The sequence below is a fragment of the Promicromonospora sp. NPDC059942 genome (assembly GCF_042731755.1).
Taxonomy (GTDB): Bacteria; Actinomycetota; Actinomycetes; order Actinomycetales; family Cellulomonadaceae; genus Promicromonospora.
In genome coordinates this window covers 50154-65223 of the sequence record NZ_JBHWLR010000006.1, presented here as the reverse complement: position 1 = coordinate 65223, position 15070 = coordinate 50154, and the positions used below count along the sequence as shown (strand labels likewise).

At 72.7% G+C, this 15070-nt stretch carries 11 protein-coding genes; 10 read left to right on the top strand and 1 reads right to left on the bottom strand.

Going from position 1 to position 15070, the window contains the following annotated elements; all coding sequences use genetic code 11:
* Positions 1 to 12 precede the first annotated feature (12 nt).
* From ACFV9Q_RS11630 to ACFV9Q_RS11610, 5 genes are all read left to right on the top strand, one after another.
* Positions 13 to 939, top strand: a complete 927-nt coding sequence (locus tag ACFV9Q_RS11630) for an ABC transporter permease (RefSeq protein ID WP_377234554.1) — start codon at positions 13 to 15, stop codon at positions 937 to 939.
* Complete coding sequence (locus tag ACFV9Q_RS11625; RefSeq protein ID WP_377234553.1) at positions 932 to 1891, top strand: ABC transporter permease; 960 nt, start codon at positions 932 to 934, stop codon at positions 1889 to 1891. Before ACFV9Q_RS11630 ends, ACFV9Q_RS11625 begins: the two co-directional genes overlap by 8 nt.
* A complete protein-coding gene (locus ACFV9Q_RS11620) occupies positions 1888 to 3633 on the top strand; it encodes a dipeptide ABC transporter ATP-binding protein (protein WP_377234552.1) in 1746 nt (581 codons plus the stop codon). Before ACFV9Q_RS11625 ends, ACFV9Q_RS11620 begins: the two co-directional genes overlap by 4 nt.
* Positions 3634 to 3857: 224 nt before the next feature.
* A complete protein-coding gene (typA, locus tag ACFV9Q_RS11615; RefSeq protein ID WP_377234551.1) occupies positions 3858 to 5801 on the top strand; it encodes a translational GTPase TypA in 1944 nt (647 codons plus the stop codon).
* A gap of 34 nt (positions 5802 to 5835) precedes the next feature.
* On the top strand, positions 5836 to 7095 hold the full coding sequence (locus ACFV9Q_RS11610; protein ID WP_377234550.1) for a PIG-L family deacetylase: 1260 nt from the start codon (positions 5836 to 5838) through the stop codon (positions 7093 to 7095).
* A 131-nt stretch (positions 7096 to 7226) separates the two neighbouring features.
* Here the strand turns inward: ACFV9Q_RS11610 and ACFV9Q_RS11605 are convergent, their stop codons facing one another.
* The gene (locus ACFV9Q_RS11605) at positions 7227 to 7796 is read right to left on the bottom strand and encodes a hypothetical protein (protein ID WP_377231800.1); all 570 of its coding nucleotides are present in this window, start codon (positions 7794 to 7796) and stop codon (positions 7227 to 7229) included.
* A 93-nt stretch (positions 7797 to 7889) separates the two neighbouring features.
* Here ACFV9Q_RS11605 and ACFV9Q_RS11600 point away from each other — a divergent pair, with 93 nt between their 5' ends.
* The 5 genes from ACFV9Q_RS11600 to ACFV9Q_RS11580 all read left to right on the top strand — a co-directional run bounded on the left by ACFV9Q_RS11600 (position 7890) and on the right by ACFV9Q_RS11580 (position 15053).
* A complete protein-coding gene (locus ACFV9Q_RS11600) occupies positions 7890 to 8252 on the top strand; it encodes a hypothetical protein (RefSeq protein ID WP_377231799.1) in 363 nt (120 codons plus the stop codon).
* A 448-nt stretch (positions 8253 to 8700) separates the two neighbouring features.
* Positions 8701 to 12147 (top strand): VanW family protein, encoded by a 3447-nt coding sequence (locus ACFV9Q_RS11595; protein WP_377234549.1) that lies wholly within the window; start codon positions 8701 to 8703, stop codon positions 12145 to 12147.
* A 40-nt stretch (positions 12148 to 12187) separates the two neighbouring features.
* Complete coding sequence (locus ACFV9Q_RS11590) at positions 12188 to 13027, top strand: hypothetical protein (protein ID WP_377234548.1); 840 nt, start codon at positions 12188 to 12190, stop codon at positions 13025 to 13027.
* Positions 13024 to 14028: a prephenate dehydratase gene (locus ACFV9Q_RS11585; protein WP_377234547.1), complete on the top strand. Its 1005-nt coding sequence runs from the start codon at positions 13024 to 13026 to the stop codon at positions 14026 to 14028. Before ACFV9Q_RS11590 ends, ACFV9Q_RS11585 begins: the two co-directional genes overlap by 4 nt.
* Entirely contained in the window at positions 14022 to 15053 is a 1032-nt protein-coding gene (locus ACFV9Q_RS11580; RefSeq protein WP_377234546.1) for a prephenate dehydrogenase, read from the top strand. The genes ACFV9Q_RS11585 and ACFV9Q_RS11580 overlap by 7 nt, the downstream gene beginning before the upstream one ends.
* Positions 15054 to 15070: the final 17 nt, after the last annotated feature.

The following is a 15070-nucleotide window of genomic DNA, read 5'->3' as shown; positions in this document are numbered from 1 at the left end:
GGAGACCTACGAATGCTCTGGTACATCGGACGCCGGCTGCTGCAGGTGATCCCCGTGTTCCTCGGCGCCACGCTGTTGCTGTACGGGCTGGTGTTCCTGCGCCCCGGCGATCCCGTGGCCGCGCTGGGCGGCGAACGTGGCCTGTCACCAGCTGCCGAGCTCGCCATCCGCGAGGCGTACCACCTGGATCAGCCGTTCTTCATGCAGTACCTCTACTTCCTCAAGGGTGTCTTCACCTTCGACATGGGCGTCACGTTCACCGGCCGTCCGGTCGTCGACGTGATCGCCCAGGCTTTCCCGGTGACCTTCCAGCTCGCCCTCATGGCGATCGTCATCGAGACGGTCTTCGGCATCGGCTTCGGGCTCTGGGCCGGCGTCCGCAAGGGCAAGCTGTTCGACTCGACCGTGCTGCTCTGGAGCCTCGTGCTCATCTCGGTGCCGACGTTCGTGATCGGCTTCGTGATGCAGGCCGTCGTGGGCGTGCAGCTCGGCTGGCTGCCGATCACCGCCGGCCGTGACCCTGATTTCATCAGCCTGCTGATGCCAGCGATCGTGCTCGCCACGACCTCCTTCGCCTACATCCTGCGACTGACACGGACGTCGGTCGTGGAGAACATCACGGCGGACTTCGTGCGGACCGCCCGGGCCAAGGGCCTGCCCCGGGACAAGGTGATGTCGCGCCACGTGCTGCGCAACTCGCTGATCCCGGTGGTCACCTTCATCGGCATCGACCTGGGCAACCTCATGGCCGGCTCGATCGTGACCGAGGGCATCTTCAACATCAACGGCGTCGGCGGAACCCTCTACCAGGCGATCATCCGCGGCGAGAACGTGACGGTGGTGTCGCTGGCCACGGTGCTCGTCGTCGTCTACATCTTCGCCAACCTGATCGTGGACGTGTTCTACGCCGTCCTGGACCCGAGGATCCGTTATGCCTGAGAACCGCTACGAGAAGACTCCCCGCCCGGGGCAGGAGCACTTCGTCGCGCCGCCGGAAGAGGTCAAGGTCGGCGTGATCGACGCCGTCAACACGTCCGAGGCGCCGAGCAGCCTCTGGTCCGAGGCCTGGCGCGACATGCGTCACCGGGCGCTGTTCTGGGTGTCCGCGGCACTGATCGTGTTCGTCGTCCTCATGGCGGTGTTCCCGGGGCTGTTCACCTCGACCAGCCCCACGTCATGCCACCTGGAGGACTCGCTGGGCGCGCCCACCGCGGGCCACATCTTCGGGTTCGACCAGCAGGGCTGCGACATCTACGCCCGGGCGGTCTACGGGGCGCGCGCGTCGGTCACGGTGGGCATCCTGTCCACGCTGTTCGTCGTGGTGATCGGCACCCTCGTCGGTGCGATCGCCGGCTACTTCGGCGGCCTGCTCGACACCCTCCTGTCGCGGTTCACGGACATCTTCTTCGCCGTGCCGTTCGTGCTCGCCGCGATCGTCATCATGAGCCTGCTCGACGACCGCAACGCGATCGTGGTCGCGGTCGTGCTGGCGGTGTTCGGGTGGACGTCGATCGCTCGGATCACGCGCGGTGCGGTGCTCGGGGTGAAGAACAACGAGTTCGTCACCGCCGCCAAGGCGCTGGGCATGGGCCGGGGCGCGATCCTCGGCAAGCACGTGCTGCCCAACTCGGCCGCGCCGATCATCGTCTACGCGACGGTCGCGCTCGGTACGTTCATCGTCGCGGAGGCCACGCTGAGCTTCCTCGGCATCGGTCTGCCGACGTCGACCGTCTCCTGGGGCGGTGACCTCGCCAAGGCGCAGCAGTCGATCCGGGTCGCCCCGGAGATCATGATCTACCCGGCGACCGCGCTCGCGCTGACCGTGCTGAGCTTCATCATGATGGGCGACGTCGTGCGCGACGCCCTCGACCCGAAGGCGAGGAAGCGATGAGCACCACGATCACCCTCACCGACGGGACCACCGAGGACGCCCCGGTGCCCGTCGAGAAGCACGACGACACCACCCCGCTGCTCGAGATCAAGGACCTGCAGATCTCGTTCACCACGGCGACCGGCACGGTCGAGGCCGTCCGCGGCGTGGACCTGACGATCTACCCGGGGCAGTCCGTGGCGATCGTGGGCGAGTCGGGTTCCGGCAAGTCCACGACGGCGCACGCGATCATCGACCTGCTGCCGGGCACCGGCAAGGTGACCGGCGGGTCCATCTCGTTCGGCGGGCGCGAGCTCGTCGGGCTGGGGCGCAAGCAGGTCGAGGACCTGCGCGGCCGGGAGATCGGCCTGGTGCCCCAGGACCCGATGTCCAACCTGAACCCGGTGTGGCGCATCGGCGCGCAGATCGACGAGGCGCTGGTGGCCAACGGCTTCCAGGGCGGCAAGGCGGAGCGCACCGCGCGCGTCGCCGAGCTGCTCAGCGAGGCCGGCCTGCCCGACGCGGAGCGGCGTGCGCGCCAGTTCCCGCACGAGTTCTCGGGCGGCATGCGCCAGCGCGCGCTCATCGCGATCGGCCTGGCCTCGCGGCCCAAGCTGCTCATCGCGGACGAGCCGACGTCGGCCCTCGACGTCACGGTCCAGAAGAAGATCCTGGACCACCTCGAAGGGCTGACGGCGGAGCTCGGTACGGCCGTCCTGTTCATCACGCACGACCTGGGCCTGGCCGCCGAGCGCGCCGAGCACCTCATCGTGATGTACAAGGGTCGCGTCGTGGAGTCCGGCCCGGCGGCGCAGATCCTCAAGGACCCGCAGCACGAGTACACCAAGCGGCTCGTGTCCTCGGCCCCGTCGCTGGCCTCCCGCCGCATCCAGTCCGCGCACGAGCGCGGGCAGGAGTCGGACGACCTGCTCGCCGAGCACGCCGACGAGGCCGAGACGACGGCGCCCGACGTCGTCGTGGCGAAGGACCTGACCAAGGTGTTCCACATCCGTGGCTCCCGGCCGGGTTCGCACACCGACTTCACCGCGGTGGACGGCATCAACTTCACGCTGCCCAAGGGCCACACCCTGGCGCTCGTGGGGGAGTCGGGCTCCGGCAAGTCCACGGCGGCCAACATGGTGCTGGGACTGCTCGACCCGACGTCGGGCAGCGTGCTGTACGACGGCAAGGACGTCTCGAAGATGTCCGCGAAGGAGCAGTTCTCGCTGCGCCGCCGCGTGCAGCCGGTGTTCCAGAACCCGTACGGGTCGCTGGACCCGACCTACTCGATCTTCCGGTCGATCGAGGAGCCGCTCGTCCTGCACAAGGTGGGCGACCGCAAGTCCCGCGAGGCGCGGGTGCGCGAGCTGCTCGACATGGTGTCGCTGCCGCAGGCGACGATGCGCCGGTTCCCGAACGAGCTGTCGGGCGGGCAGCGGCAGCGCATCGCCATCGCGCGAGCGCTGGCGCTCAAGCCCGAGGTGCTCGTGCTCGACGAGGCCGTCTCGGCGCTCGACGTGCTGGTCCAGGCGCAGATCCTGACGCTGCTCAACGACCTGCAGGCCGAGCTGGGGCTGTCCTTCCTGTTCATCACGCACGACCTGGCCGTGGTCCGGCAGATCGCCGACCTGGTGGCCGTGATGAAGGACGGCAGCATCGTGGAGCACGCGACCACCGACGAGGTGTTCGACAACCCGCAGCAGGAGTACACGCGGGACCTCCTGGCGGCGATCCCGGGCGCGAGCCTGGAGATCGGCGGCTGATCCCGCTCCTCCCACGCACGTGTCAGACGCTCAGGTCACCCCGGTGACCTGAGCGTCTGACACGTTCCGGGGGGTGTGCACCGCATCCGGGGGTGTTCACCGCACAGTGACACGGTCGACACCTGGGGATTTCGATTCGCGGGTAAGATGGGTGGTGCTGCGAGACCGGTCCCCTTCGGACCAGAGTCCGCGCCCCTGACCTCCCTTCTGGAAATGAGTGCTTCGTGACCGTGCCTGCAACCGCGCCGACCTCGGCCCGTGCGACCCGTTCCGACCTGCGTAACGTCGCGATCGTGGCGCACGTCGACCACGGCAAGACCACGCTCGTGGACGCCATGCTCAGGCAGTCCGGATCCTTCGGTGCCCGTCAGCACCTCGAGGACCGCGTCATGGACTCGGGTGACCTGGAGCGCGAGAAGGGCATCACGATCCTCGCCAAGAACACCGCGATCCGGTACTCCGGTCCCGCGGCGGCGGCGAACGGTGAGGCCGACGGCATCACCATCAACGTCATCGACACCCCGGGCCACGCCGACTTCGGCGGCGAGGTCGAGCGCGGCCTGTCGATGGTCGACGGCGTCGTGCTGCTCGTCGACGCGTCCGAGGGCCCGCTGCCCCAGACGCGCTTCGTGCTGCGCAAGGCCCTGGCCGCGAAGCTGCCCGTCATCGTCGTCGTGAACAAGGTCGACCGCCCCGACGCGCGCATCACCGAGGTGGTCGCCGAGACCACCGACCTGCTGCTCGGCCTCGCCGGTGACCTGTCGGACGAGGTCGAGGACCTCGACCTGGACGCCATCCTCGACGTGCCCGTCGTCTACGCGTCGGCCAAGGCCGGCCGCGCCTCCACCGACCAGCCCGCCGACGGCGGCCTGCCGGACAACGAGGACCTCGAGCCGCTGTTCGCGACCATCCTCGAGAAGATCCCGGCCCCGACCTACGAGGAGGGCGTGCCGCTGCAGGCGCACGTGACCAACCTCGACGCGTCGCCGTTCCTCGGCCGCCTCGCGCTGCTGCGCATCCACAACGGCACCCTGTCCAAGGGCCAGAGCGTCGCGTGGGCCCGGCACGACGGCACCCTGCAGAGCGTCAAGATCACCGAGCTGCTCGAGACCAAGGCGCTCGACCGCGTGCCGACCGACAAGGCCGGCCCCGGCGAGATCGTCGCCGTCGCGGGTATCGCCGACATCATGATCGGCGAGACCCTCACCGACATCGACGACCCGCGTCCGCTGCCGCTCATCACGGTCGACGACCCCGCGATCTCGATGACCATCGGTATCAACACCTCCCCGCTCGCGGGCAAGGGCGGCAAGGGCCACAAGGTCACCGCCCGCCAGGTCAAGGACCGCCTCGACGCCGAGCTCATCGGTAACGTCTCGCTCAAGGTGCTCCCGACCGAGCGTCCGGACGCCTGGGAGGTGCAGGGCCGTGGCGAGCTGGCCCTGGCCATCCTCGTGGAGCAGATGCGCCGCGAGGGCTTCGAGCTCACGGTCGGCAAGCCGCAGGTCGTCACCAAGCAGATCGACGGCAAGCTCCACGAGCCCATGGAGCGCATGACCATCGACGTGCCCGAGGAGTACCTCGGCGCCATCACGCAGCTCCTCGCGCAGCGCAAGGGCCGCATGGAGACCATGACGAACCACGGCACCGGCTGGGTCCGCATGGAGTTCATGGTCCCGGCGCGCGGCCTGATCGGCTTCCGCACCCAGTTCCTCACGGACACCCGCGGTACCGGTATCGCGGCCTCGATCTCCGAGGGCTACGAGCCCTGGAACGGCCCGATCGAGTCGCGGATGACGGGCTCGCTCGTCGCGGACCGCGCCGGCAAGGTGACGCCGTTCGCCATGATCAACCTGCAGGAGCGCGGCTCCTTCTTCGTGGACCCCACGCAGGAGGTGTACGAGGGCATGATCGTCGGCGAGAACTCGCGGAACGAGGACATGGACGTCAACATCACCAAGGAGAAGAAGCTGACGAACATGCGGTCCGCCACCGCTGACAACTTCGAGAACCTGATCCCGCCGCGCAAGCTCACGCTCGAGGAGTCGCTCGAGTTCGCGCAGGAGGACGAGTGCGTCGAGGTGACCCCCGAGGTCGTCCGCATCCGCAAGGTGATCCTGAACGCCACGGACCGCGCCCGCGCCACGGCTCGCGCCAAGCGCGGCTGACGCTCCCGCGTCGCTGAGTGCTGGATCTTCGCCCATGAACACGCGTTCCGTGGGCGAAGATCCAGCACTCAGTGCTTTTTCCGGGGCTTTCGCGGGCGGCGTGCTGGCCGTGCACGCGCACCCCGACGACGAGACCCTGTCGACCGGGGGGCTGCTGGCGGCCTTCGCCGCCGCCGGGCTGCCTGCCCGCGTGGTGACCTGCACGCGCGGGGAGCGCGGCGAGGTCATCGCCCTGGCCGGTACGACGTCGGAGGGCCGGGCCGGCCTCGAGGGCGACGGTCCCGCGCTGGGCGCCTACCGGGAGACCGAGCTGGCCCGCGCGCTCGTCGCGCTGGGCGGCGGGGTGGCCGGCGCGGTCGAGCAGACCTTTCTCGACACCCTCCCGCCGGTATCTGCGCAGGTGAACAGGGTTGTGGGCGCGGGCTCCGCGCCCGCGGACCCGGTCCGGTACGAGGACTCCGGCATGACCTGGGTGGCGCCCGGCGTCGCGGGGCCGGCGCCGGACTCCCCGCCGACGGCGTTCGCGCGGGTTCCGCTCGACGAGCCGGCCGGGCGGCTCGCGGTGCTGATCCGCACGACGCGCCCCGCCGTCGTCGCGACGTACGAGCCCGGCGGAGGGTACGGGCATCCCGACCACGTCCGCGCGCACGAGGTGACGGTCCGCGCGCTGCGCCTCGCGGCCGACCCGGCGTGGCGGCCGGGCGGCGGGCCGGCGTCGGGCGAGCAGCAGCGCGACGGCGGTGAGCCGGTGCGCGGGGGCGAGGCCGGGGGCGGCGTCGGACGGCGGGACGAGCCCTGGGCCGGTGCCGAGCTGTGGCAGGCGGTCGCCCCGGCGGCCGAGGTCCGCACGGCGCGGGCGACGCTCGCCGGCCTGCCGGCGGCGACCGCGCTCGCCGCCGCCGAGGGCCTGACCCTGGCGGACCCGGCGGAGCCGCTCCCGCCGTTCGCGAAGGATGACCTGCCCGGGTGGTCGGCGGGACGTCAGGTGATCGGCACCTCGGACGACCGGTCACCCGACGAGCTACCGATCACCTCTGCGGGCCGCGGGGGCTCCGGGAGCGGCGGGAGCGGCGGGAGCGGCGGGGGCCGCGGGGAGCGGGTCGTGCGGGTGGACGTCGCGGGCGTGCTCGGGCGGGTCGTCGCGGCGATGCGGGCTCATGCGACGCAGGTGCAGCACGCGACGGCGCTCGCGCGGCCCGAGGGCCCGGTCGCCGGCTGGTACGCGCTGTCCAACGGGGTGCTGGCGCCTATCCTCACGACCGAGACCTACGTCGTCGTCGACCCCCTCACCTGACGGGCATGAGCACGCCGTGTGTCCACGACACCTTTGAGGCCCGGGTTTCTTCGCATTGAGCACGCTCAATGCGAAGAAACCCGGGCCTCAAAGGTGATGGGTGGCGAGGGTGCGCCCAAGGCGCGTCCCGGTCAGCGCTCCTGGAGGGCGTCCAGGCCGATCGCCATCGCGGTCACGAGCCGGCGGTCGAGCCGCGGGTCCTGGATGTTCACGACGTACCGGTCGCGCAGGCCCCACTTCTTCTCCACGGTGAACGCGGGCCGCCCCTCGATCGTGAAGTCGAAGTGGTACGGCAGCCAGGCGATCTCGGCGAGCCGCCGGATGATGGCGACGCCGAGGCTCCGCTCGGTCCCCGTGACCACACCGAGGCCGGGCTGCTCGACGTGCCAGGTGCTGCGCAGCAGCGACTTGGCGAAGTCCTTGCGGAACGTGCCGATCGGGGTGTCGCCCGCGTCGACGACGTCGTAGGTGGCGCCGAGGTCGACCACCTGGCGGGCCTTGAAGCCGAGCACCGACTCCTGCTTGGTGTCGTCGGTGTAGAGCGTGACCTGCTCACGGAAGGCCATGCGCTTCTGCTGGGCGAACGCGTAGAGGTCACCCTCGGAGCCGTCCGGCAGGGCGCCGCGTACCTCGTACTGGTTGACCAGCATGCGGATCCGCTGTCGAACGATGAGCTGCGTCTGATCCTGGAGCGTATTCACCCGCGGAGTGTTCCACACATGCAGAGTCCTCCCAGGTGGATGCTGGAGAATGCTCGGGTGAACTCCTCCCGACGCCCGCTCGGACGAACGATCGTGCGCACTCTTCTGGCCGTCGCGCTCGGCGTCGTGATGGGCGCTCTCGGGACGGTGGTGCACCGGTACGGGGCCGATTCCCTGTACCTCGGGCTGATCCTCGCGTTCGGTCTGACGGCGGCGGCCGGCGTGCTCGCGCGCGCCTGGGCCGGTTACGGCACGCTGCTCGGGTTCGGCGTGGGCTGGGTCGGCATCGTGCAGGCCCTGTCGCTGCCGGGCTCCGGGGGCGATGTCGTGGTGCCGGCCGGCGTGCTCGGCATGGTCTGGTCGTACGCGGGGGTGGCGATCCTCGCCGTCGTCGCGTTCCTGCCGTCCTCGTGGTTCGCCGAGGTTCCGGCCCGCCGGGATCGGTCCGCTGCCTGACCTCTGCGGTTCTTCGCAGGGTGCTTCAGGATGGTGGGCAGGATTGATACGAAACCTCCACCTCGGGGCGTCCAGTACGCGGCCTTGGGCAGGATTCTCGCTGGATAGGATGCCCGGCAGGGCGACTCCGTCCAGCGGATTCGCCGCGGGTCAGGTGCGCCCTGGGGGACGCGGAGAGCCCGCGTCTCGGGTAGTTGCACGGAGCGTGCCGATGGGTCAGCCGACCGAGCGTGACGAACCGCTCGAGCCGACATCAGACGAGAACGCCGGGGCTCAACCTGCCCCGGCCGTACCGCCTCGCTTGTACCAGAAACGCCCTGGCAGCGTGCCGCGACCGACGTCGCAACCCCCGGCACGTCCGTCGGCCGCCCAGGCCGCGCAGCCCGCAGCACCGGCCGGTCAACCGACCGTTCAGCCGGTTCCCCGATCCGCAGACAAGGTCGAACCTGTGACCGCTCCGGAACAGTCCGAGCCCACCAAGGCCCCGTCCGTCCCTGCCGCACCGCCGGCGGGGGTCCCCTCCACGCCCGCCGACGCCGTGCCCGACACCACTCCGAGCGAAGCCTCGGACGTCGAGGCGCCCGCCGTCGGCGCTGCCGAGCCCGCCGGAACGCCGGCTGCGCAGGCTGAGCCCGCGCCGGCTCGGCCTGCCCCGGCCGCGCCCGCTTCGGCCGCGCCCGCTTCGGTCGCGCCTGTCTCGGCGAACGCGTCCGGCCCCGCGAACGCGCAGAACCCGGCGAGCACGCCGAGCTCTGAGCCGTCGTCGGCTGGTCGCACGGGAGGCGCTGCGGGTGAGCCCGTGTCCCCGGCGGCCGCCCCGATCGCGCCCGACGTCGAGAAGCCGGCCGCGGTCCCGCCCGTCGTGCCGCCCGCGACTCCGTCCGGTGGCGCTCCTGCCGGCGCAGTGCCGCCCGCCGCGGTCCCGCCCGCCGCGGTCCCGCCGGTCGAGCCGGTCCCGTCCGCGGGCGCGAGCACGCCCGTGTCCGACGCCGCGAACCGGCCTGCCGCCCCGGCGGCTGCAATCCCGAGCGCGTCCGCCGCGCGTACGCCCGGCGGCCCCGCGTCCGACGGCGCGGCCCCCGCACCTGCCGGCACGCCGGAGGCGGGGCGCGTGCCCGAGGCCTCGTCCGCCGCCGCGAGCCAGCCTGCCGCGCGCCAGTCCGCCGCCGAGGACAAGCCCGTCACCGCGCGCGCCTCGGACGCCGCGACCACGCCCGCCGCTCAGACGGGCTCCGCCGCTCAGGCGGGCTCCGCCGCTCCGGCGCAGCCGCCCGTTCCGGCACGGCCGGCCGCTCCGACGCAGCCGGTTGCTCCGGCCCAGCCCGTCGCTCAGCCTCAGCCTGCTGCTCAGGGCGCGCCGGACGCTTCGGCCAAGCCCGCGACGCCGGCCACGTCCGGCGCCGCGGCCGGGCCCGCCGGTCAGAACGCGCCGGATGCCGCGGCCAGGCCCGCAGCTCCGAGCAACCCCGCCGCTGCGGCCGGTGCCGCCGCGGCCGGTGCCGCCGCGACCAGCGCCAACGCTTCCACGAAGCCCTCTGCCACGAACCCCGCCGCCACGAACCCCGCGGCCACGAAGCCCGACGCCGCACAGGCCGACATCGCCAAGCCCGGCGCCCCGAAGGCCGACGCCGCGAAGCCCGACGCCGCGACCAAGCCCGGCGCGCAGGCCGAGCCCGCCGCGGCGGACGCCGACGGCACCGACCAGGTCGCCGTGCTGCAGACCGTCGTCGCGGAGCTCGCGACGCCGCCGACCAAGGCCGCCAAGCCGCGCAGCGGGTACACCCCGCGCGTCTTCGCGTTCGACCGCCCGCCCAAGACCGGCGCCGCCGCTGCGGCTGCCGCGGCGGCAGGAACAGCAGCAGCGGGCACGCCGGCCGCCGCACCCGACGCAAGGACGGACGCCACGACCAGCACCGAGTCGGGCACCACGTCGGCCTCCGCGCCGCCGTCGGTCCCGCCGTTCGCCCCGCGCCCCGGCGCGGCGCCGTCGGACCCGGGCGCCGTGCCCACGGCCGAATCCAGCCAGATCCCGTTCCTCAAGCCGCTGACCGGCGCGATCCAGCGCGTCGCGCGCCCGTGGGCGCCGGTGCGCCCCGACGCGGCGCCGCTCGCGGCGTCCGCCCCCCAGGGTCCTGGCGGTCCGGGCGCGCCCGGCGGCCCCAACGGCCCCGCGGGTCCGAACGGCCCGGGCGCAGCGGGTCAGGACGGCTTCTTCGGTCTCGCCGGCGACGGCGCGCCGAGCCGCGGCCCCAAGATCGCCCTGCTCTCGGTGCTCGGTGCCGTCGTGCTGTTCGCGATCTACGCCTTCGCGGCGTGGGGCGTGAGCGACACGGTGCCCAAGGAGACCACCGTGGCCGGCGTGAACGTCGGCGGCATGACGCAGGCGGAGGCGGCGTCCGCGCTGACGGAGCAGCTCGGCCCGCGGCTCAAGGAGCCGATCGACCTCACGGCGGGCGAGGGCAAGGCCCAGCTCTCCCCGGAGCCCAGCGGCCTGGCGATCGACGCCGAGGCGACGACGGCGGGGCTCACGGGCTTCTCGCTGAGCCCGGCGCGCATGTGGGCGCACGCGTTCGGCGGTGACGAGCAGGAGCTGGTCCTGGCCATCGACTCGGAGAAGTTCGACGCCGCGGTCGCGGGCCTGGAGGAGTCGCTCGCGGTGGAGCCCGTGGACGGCACCGTCGCGTTCGTCGACGGGCAGGCGGTCAAGACGGACGCGAAGGACGGCTCGCGCATCGTCGCGAGCGAGACCGCGCGGATCATCAAGGCGCGCTGGCTGCACCAGGACGGGCCGTTCGACCTGCCGGTCGAGCCGGTCGACCCGGTGATCACCCAGGCGCAGACCGACAAGCAGTTCGCGGTCGCACAGAAGATCGTCTCGGCGCCGGTCACGGTCTCGGTGGGCGGCCAGCAGCCGCAGCTCTCGCCGCAGGTGCTCTCCGGGCTGATCCGGTTCGAGCAGAAGGACGACCAGCTCGTCACCATCGTGGACCGGGAGGCGACCGTCGCGGCGATCGTCGACGCCACCACCAACCTGCTCGAGGTCCCGTCCGACGCCCACTTCGAGTTCGCGGGCGGCAAGCCGACCGTGGTCGCGGGCAAGACCGGCACCACGCTCGACCCCGCCGAGGCGGGCAAGGCGGTGCGGATCGCCGCGACGGGTGACGACCGCGAGACGTCGGTCGAGCTCGTCGAGCAGGACCCCAAGGACACCGTCGAGTCGCTGGAGGCCCTGGGCGTCAAGGAGGTCGTCTCCGAGTTCAGCACGCCGCTGACGAACGAGCAGGTGCGCACCCAGAACCTGGTGCGCGGCGCGCAGATGGTCACGGGCAACCTCATCAAGCCGGGCGAGACCTTCTCGCTGCTGGAGGCGCTCGCCCCGATCACGCTGGAGAACGGGTACTTCGACGCGGGCGTCGTCGAGAACGGTGAGCACGTCGAGGCGGTGGGCGGCGGTCTGTCGCAGATGGCCACGACGTCGTTCAACGCGGGCTTCTTCGCCGGGTACGAGGACGTCGAGCACCACGCGCACTCCTACTGGTTCCCGCGCTACCCCGCGGGCCGCGAGGCCACGATCTACGTGGGCGCCAAGGACATGAAGTTCACGAACGACACCCCGTACGGCGCGGTCATGCAGGCCTACGTGTCGGGCAACCAGCTCACGGTCCGGATCTGGAGCACCAAGTACTACACGGTGCAGGAGAACACGAGCGCGAAGCGGAACATCGTGCCCAAGACGACGATCCACGACTCGTCGGCCGACTGCCAGGCCTACCCGGGCGGCGAGGACGGCTTCTCCGTGACCATCTCGCGCAAGGTGCTCCACGACGGCAAGGTCGTCAAGGAGAACTCGTTCAACCACTCCTACAACCCCGACAACCCCGTCGTGTGCGACTGACGGTGCGGCTCTGAGGCCTCCGCGGCGGTAGGTTCGGCACATGCTTGGACGTAGCGAGCGGGAGTCTCCCGCGCACGCGGTGCTGGCCGCGCGGATGGCGGGATGGAACGACCCGGTCGAGCTGCTCGACCTCGGGACCACGGCGGACACCCTCGCCACGGTCGCGAGCATCGAGGCCCTGGCGGCCGTGGTGCACCTGGGACACCCGGAGCACCCGGCGCCGGGCCTCGAGCGCGCCCTCCTGGAGGGCGCGCCGTCGCTGATCGTGACGTCGGCGGTGGCCGTGCCCGGCCAGTGGGTCTGGGTCGGGGCGAACGCCACGGTGGGTCAGGTCGTGATCGACGAGGCGGGCATGCGGGACTGCGCGGGCGTGCTGCGCGGCCTCGGGGTGAGCCCGCGCCTGGTGCCGACCCGCACCAGCGTCGAGGAGCGCGTCGCGCTCGCCGGCGAGGGCGGGTCCCTGGTGATCGAGCGCACCCGGGTGCCCGCGGGCTTCGCGGAGCTCCCGGACAGCGCGGCCCTCGCAGAGGGCGGCCCCGTCTGGTACGGCCTGCTGGAGTCCCGCGACGACTGGCCCCCGTTCACCGAGCCGGCCCAGGTGTGGCTCGCGTTCGGCCCGGCCGACGACCACCTCGGCTCGCTGCAGCCCACCCTTGCGGTCATCGCGGACGCCGGGCTCGACCTCGACCACCTGCGCAGCCAGCCGTCGTCGGGCGGGCCGCACGTGTTCTTCGCGTCGTTCTCCTGCCCCACGTCGCAGACGCTGAGCGTGCTGGTCGAGTCGCTGACCGAGCGCGGCGTCGCGCACCGCACGCTGGCCGTGCTGCCGGGCGAGACGTTCGTGCCCGGACCGGACGCGCTGACCCCCCGATGGGCATGACGGCGCCGGGCGGCCGCCCGGCGGGCGGCACCCGGGTGGCCTACCTGGGCCCGGAGGGTACCTTCACGCACCAGGCGGCCCTGGAGTGGGCGCGGCGGCCCGCGCCCTCGGGCGCCTCTGCGGGGAGTGTCGACGACGACGTGGCTGCCGAACCCCTGGACACCGTCAAGGACGTGCACGACGTCGTGGCGGCCGGCGGCGCCGACGTCGGCGTGGTCGCGATCGAGTCCTCCGTGGAGGGCTACGTGGTGCCGTCCCTGGACGCGCTGCTGTCCAGCGCGGACGTCGTGGCCGTCGACGAGGTGGCGATCGACGTGTCGTTCGACGCGTTCGTGCGGCCGGACCACGGCGACCTGACGGAGGTGTCCGCGCACCCGCACGGGCTGGCGCAGTGCTCCGGCTTCGTGACGGGCACGGGGCTGGCGACCGCCCCGGCGTCGTCCAACGCGGCGGCCTGCCGCGACGCCGGACCGGGGACGATCGCCCTGGGGCCTACGATCTGCGGCGAGCTGTACGGGCTGCAGACGTACGCGAAGGCGGTGGAGGACTTCCGGGGCGGCCGCACCCGGTTCCTCGTGCTGACCCGGCGCAGCGCGGCCGCCGCGCACCTCGCGCGGTCGCGGGACGCGGGCGCCACGGAGTGGAAGACGATGCTGGCGATCACCCCGTCGGTGACCGGTCCGGGCGTGCTGGCGCGGATCACCGCGGCGTTCGGCGACCGGGGCGTGAACATGTCGAGCCTGATCACCCGGCCGGTCAAGGCCCAGGAGAGCAAGTACGCGTTCGTGGTGACCTTCGACGAGGCGCCGTGGGACCGGGGCGCGCGGGAGATGCTGAGCGACCTGCTGGCCGCCGGCGACTCCCTCAAGACGCTCGGCCTGTTCCCGGCGGGCGCGGGCTTCCGGGCGCTCGACGGCGTGCTCGACCCGGACCACGCGCCGGTCGGCTCCGTGTCGGCGAACGACTCCGCCGAGGACCGCGAGCGGGGCCTGCTGTGGTGAGCGTCGGCGTCGTCGGGCTGGGGCTGGTCGGGGGCTCGCTCGCCCGCGCCCTGCAGGCGGCGGGCGTGCCCGTGGTCGCGACGGACCCCGCCTCGGGCGGCGAGGCACGCGCGGCGGGCCTCACGATCGCCGACGACGTCGCGCACCTGGCCGCGAACCGGCCCGACGTCGTGGTGCTCGCCGCGCCGCTGCGCGCCATGCGGTCGGTGGCGGCGGAGCTCGCCGAGGCGCTGGCGGACGAGCCGGGCTGGGACCCGACGGTGACCGACGTCGGATCCGTGAAGGGGCCCGTGCGGGACGCGGTGACCGAGGCCGGGCTGGGGGAGCGGTACGTCGGAGCGCACCCCATGTCGGGGACGGAGCAGAGCGGCTTCGCGGCGTCGTCGGCGGAGCTGATGCAGGGCGTCCCGTGGGCGGTGACCGTGACCCCGGCGACCGACCCGGACCGGCTGCTGCAGGTGCTGCGGCTGGTCACGGGCCCGCTGGGCGGGACCGCCGCGGTGCTGACCGACGACCTGCACGACGAGGCCGTCGCGCTCGTTTCCCACGTGCCGCACGTGCTGGCCAACCAGCTTCTCGGCGCCGTCGCGGGCGCGCCCGTCCGGGACGTCGCGCTGCGGCTGGCCGCGGGCTCGTTCCGCGACGGGACCCGGGTGGGGTTCACCGACCCGCGGCGCACCGAGGCGATGGTGACCGAGAACGCCGCCTGGGTGGCCCCCGCGCTGCGGCTGGCGGCCCGCGACCTGGAACGGCTCGCGGACGCGCTGGACTCCAACGCGCCGACGCACGCGTTCTTCGACCGCCCCGAGCCGCTCCGGGAGCGGCTGGGCCGCGGCGGGACGGCGCGCGTGACGGGCCTGCGCCCGGGCGACGGCGCGGACGGGGCCGGCCGGACGGACACCGGGGCCGGCGGAGACGTCGAGACGGTGCCGCTCACGGACGGCTGGCCCGCGGACCTGCTCGCGCGCTGCGCGCAGGGCGCGGTGGTCATCGCCGTCACCCCGGAGTCGGCCCTGCTCCGCTAGCTGTACCTCCCGGAAGG

Excerpts from the sequence above, each read along its gene's own strand:
- ACFV9Q_RS11630 (WP_377234554.1), top strand. The coding sequence starts at position 13 with ATGCTCTGGTACATCGGACGCCGGCTGCTGCAGGTGATCCCCGTGTTC.
- ACFV9Q_RS11625 (WP_377234553.1), top strand. The coding sequence starts at position 932 with ATGCCTGAGAACCGCTACGAGAAGACTCCCCGCCCGGGGCAGGAGCAC.
- ACFV9Q_RS11585 (WP_377234547.1), top strand. The coding sequence starts at position 13,024 with ATGACGGCGCCGGGCGGCCGCCCGGCGGGCGGCACCCGGGTGGCCTAC.
- ACFV9Q_RS11620 (WP_377234552.1), top strand. The coding sequence starts at position 1,888 with ATGAGCACCACGATCACCCTCACCGACGGGACCACCGAGGACGCCCCG.
- ACFV9Q_RS11590 (WP_377234548.1), top strand. The coding sequence starts at position 12,188 with ATGCTTGGACGTAGCGAGCGGGAGTCTCCCGCGCACGCGGTGCTGGCC.
- ACFV9Q_RS11610 (WP_377234550.1), top strand. The coding sequence starts at position 5,836 with ATGAACACGCGTTCCGTGGGCGAAGATCCAGCACTCAGTGCTTTTTCC.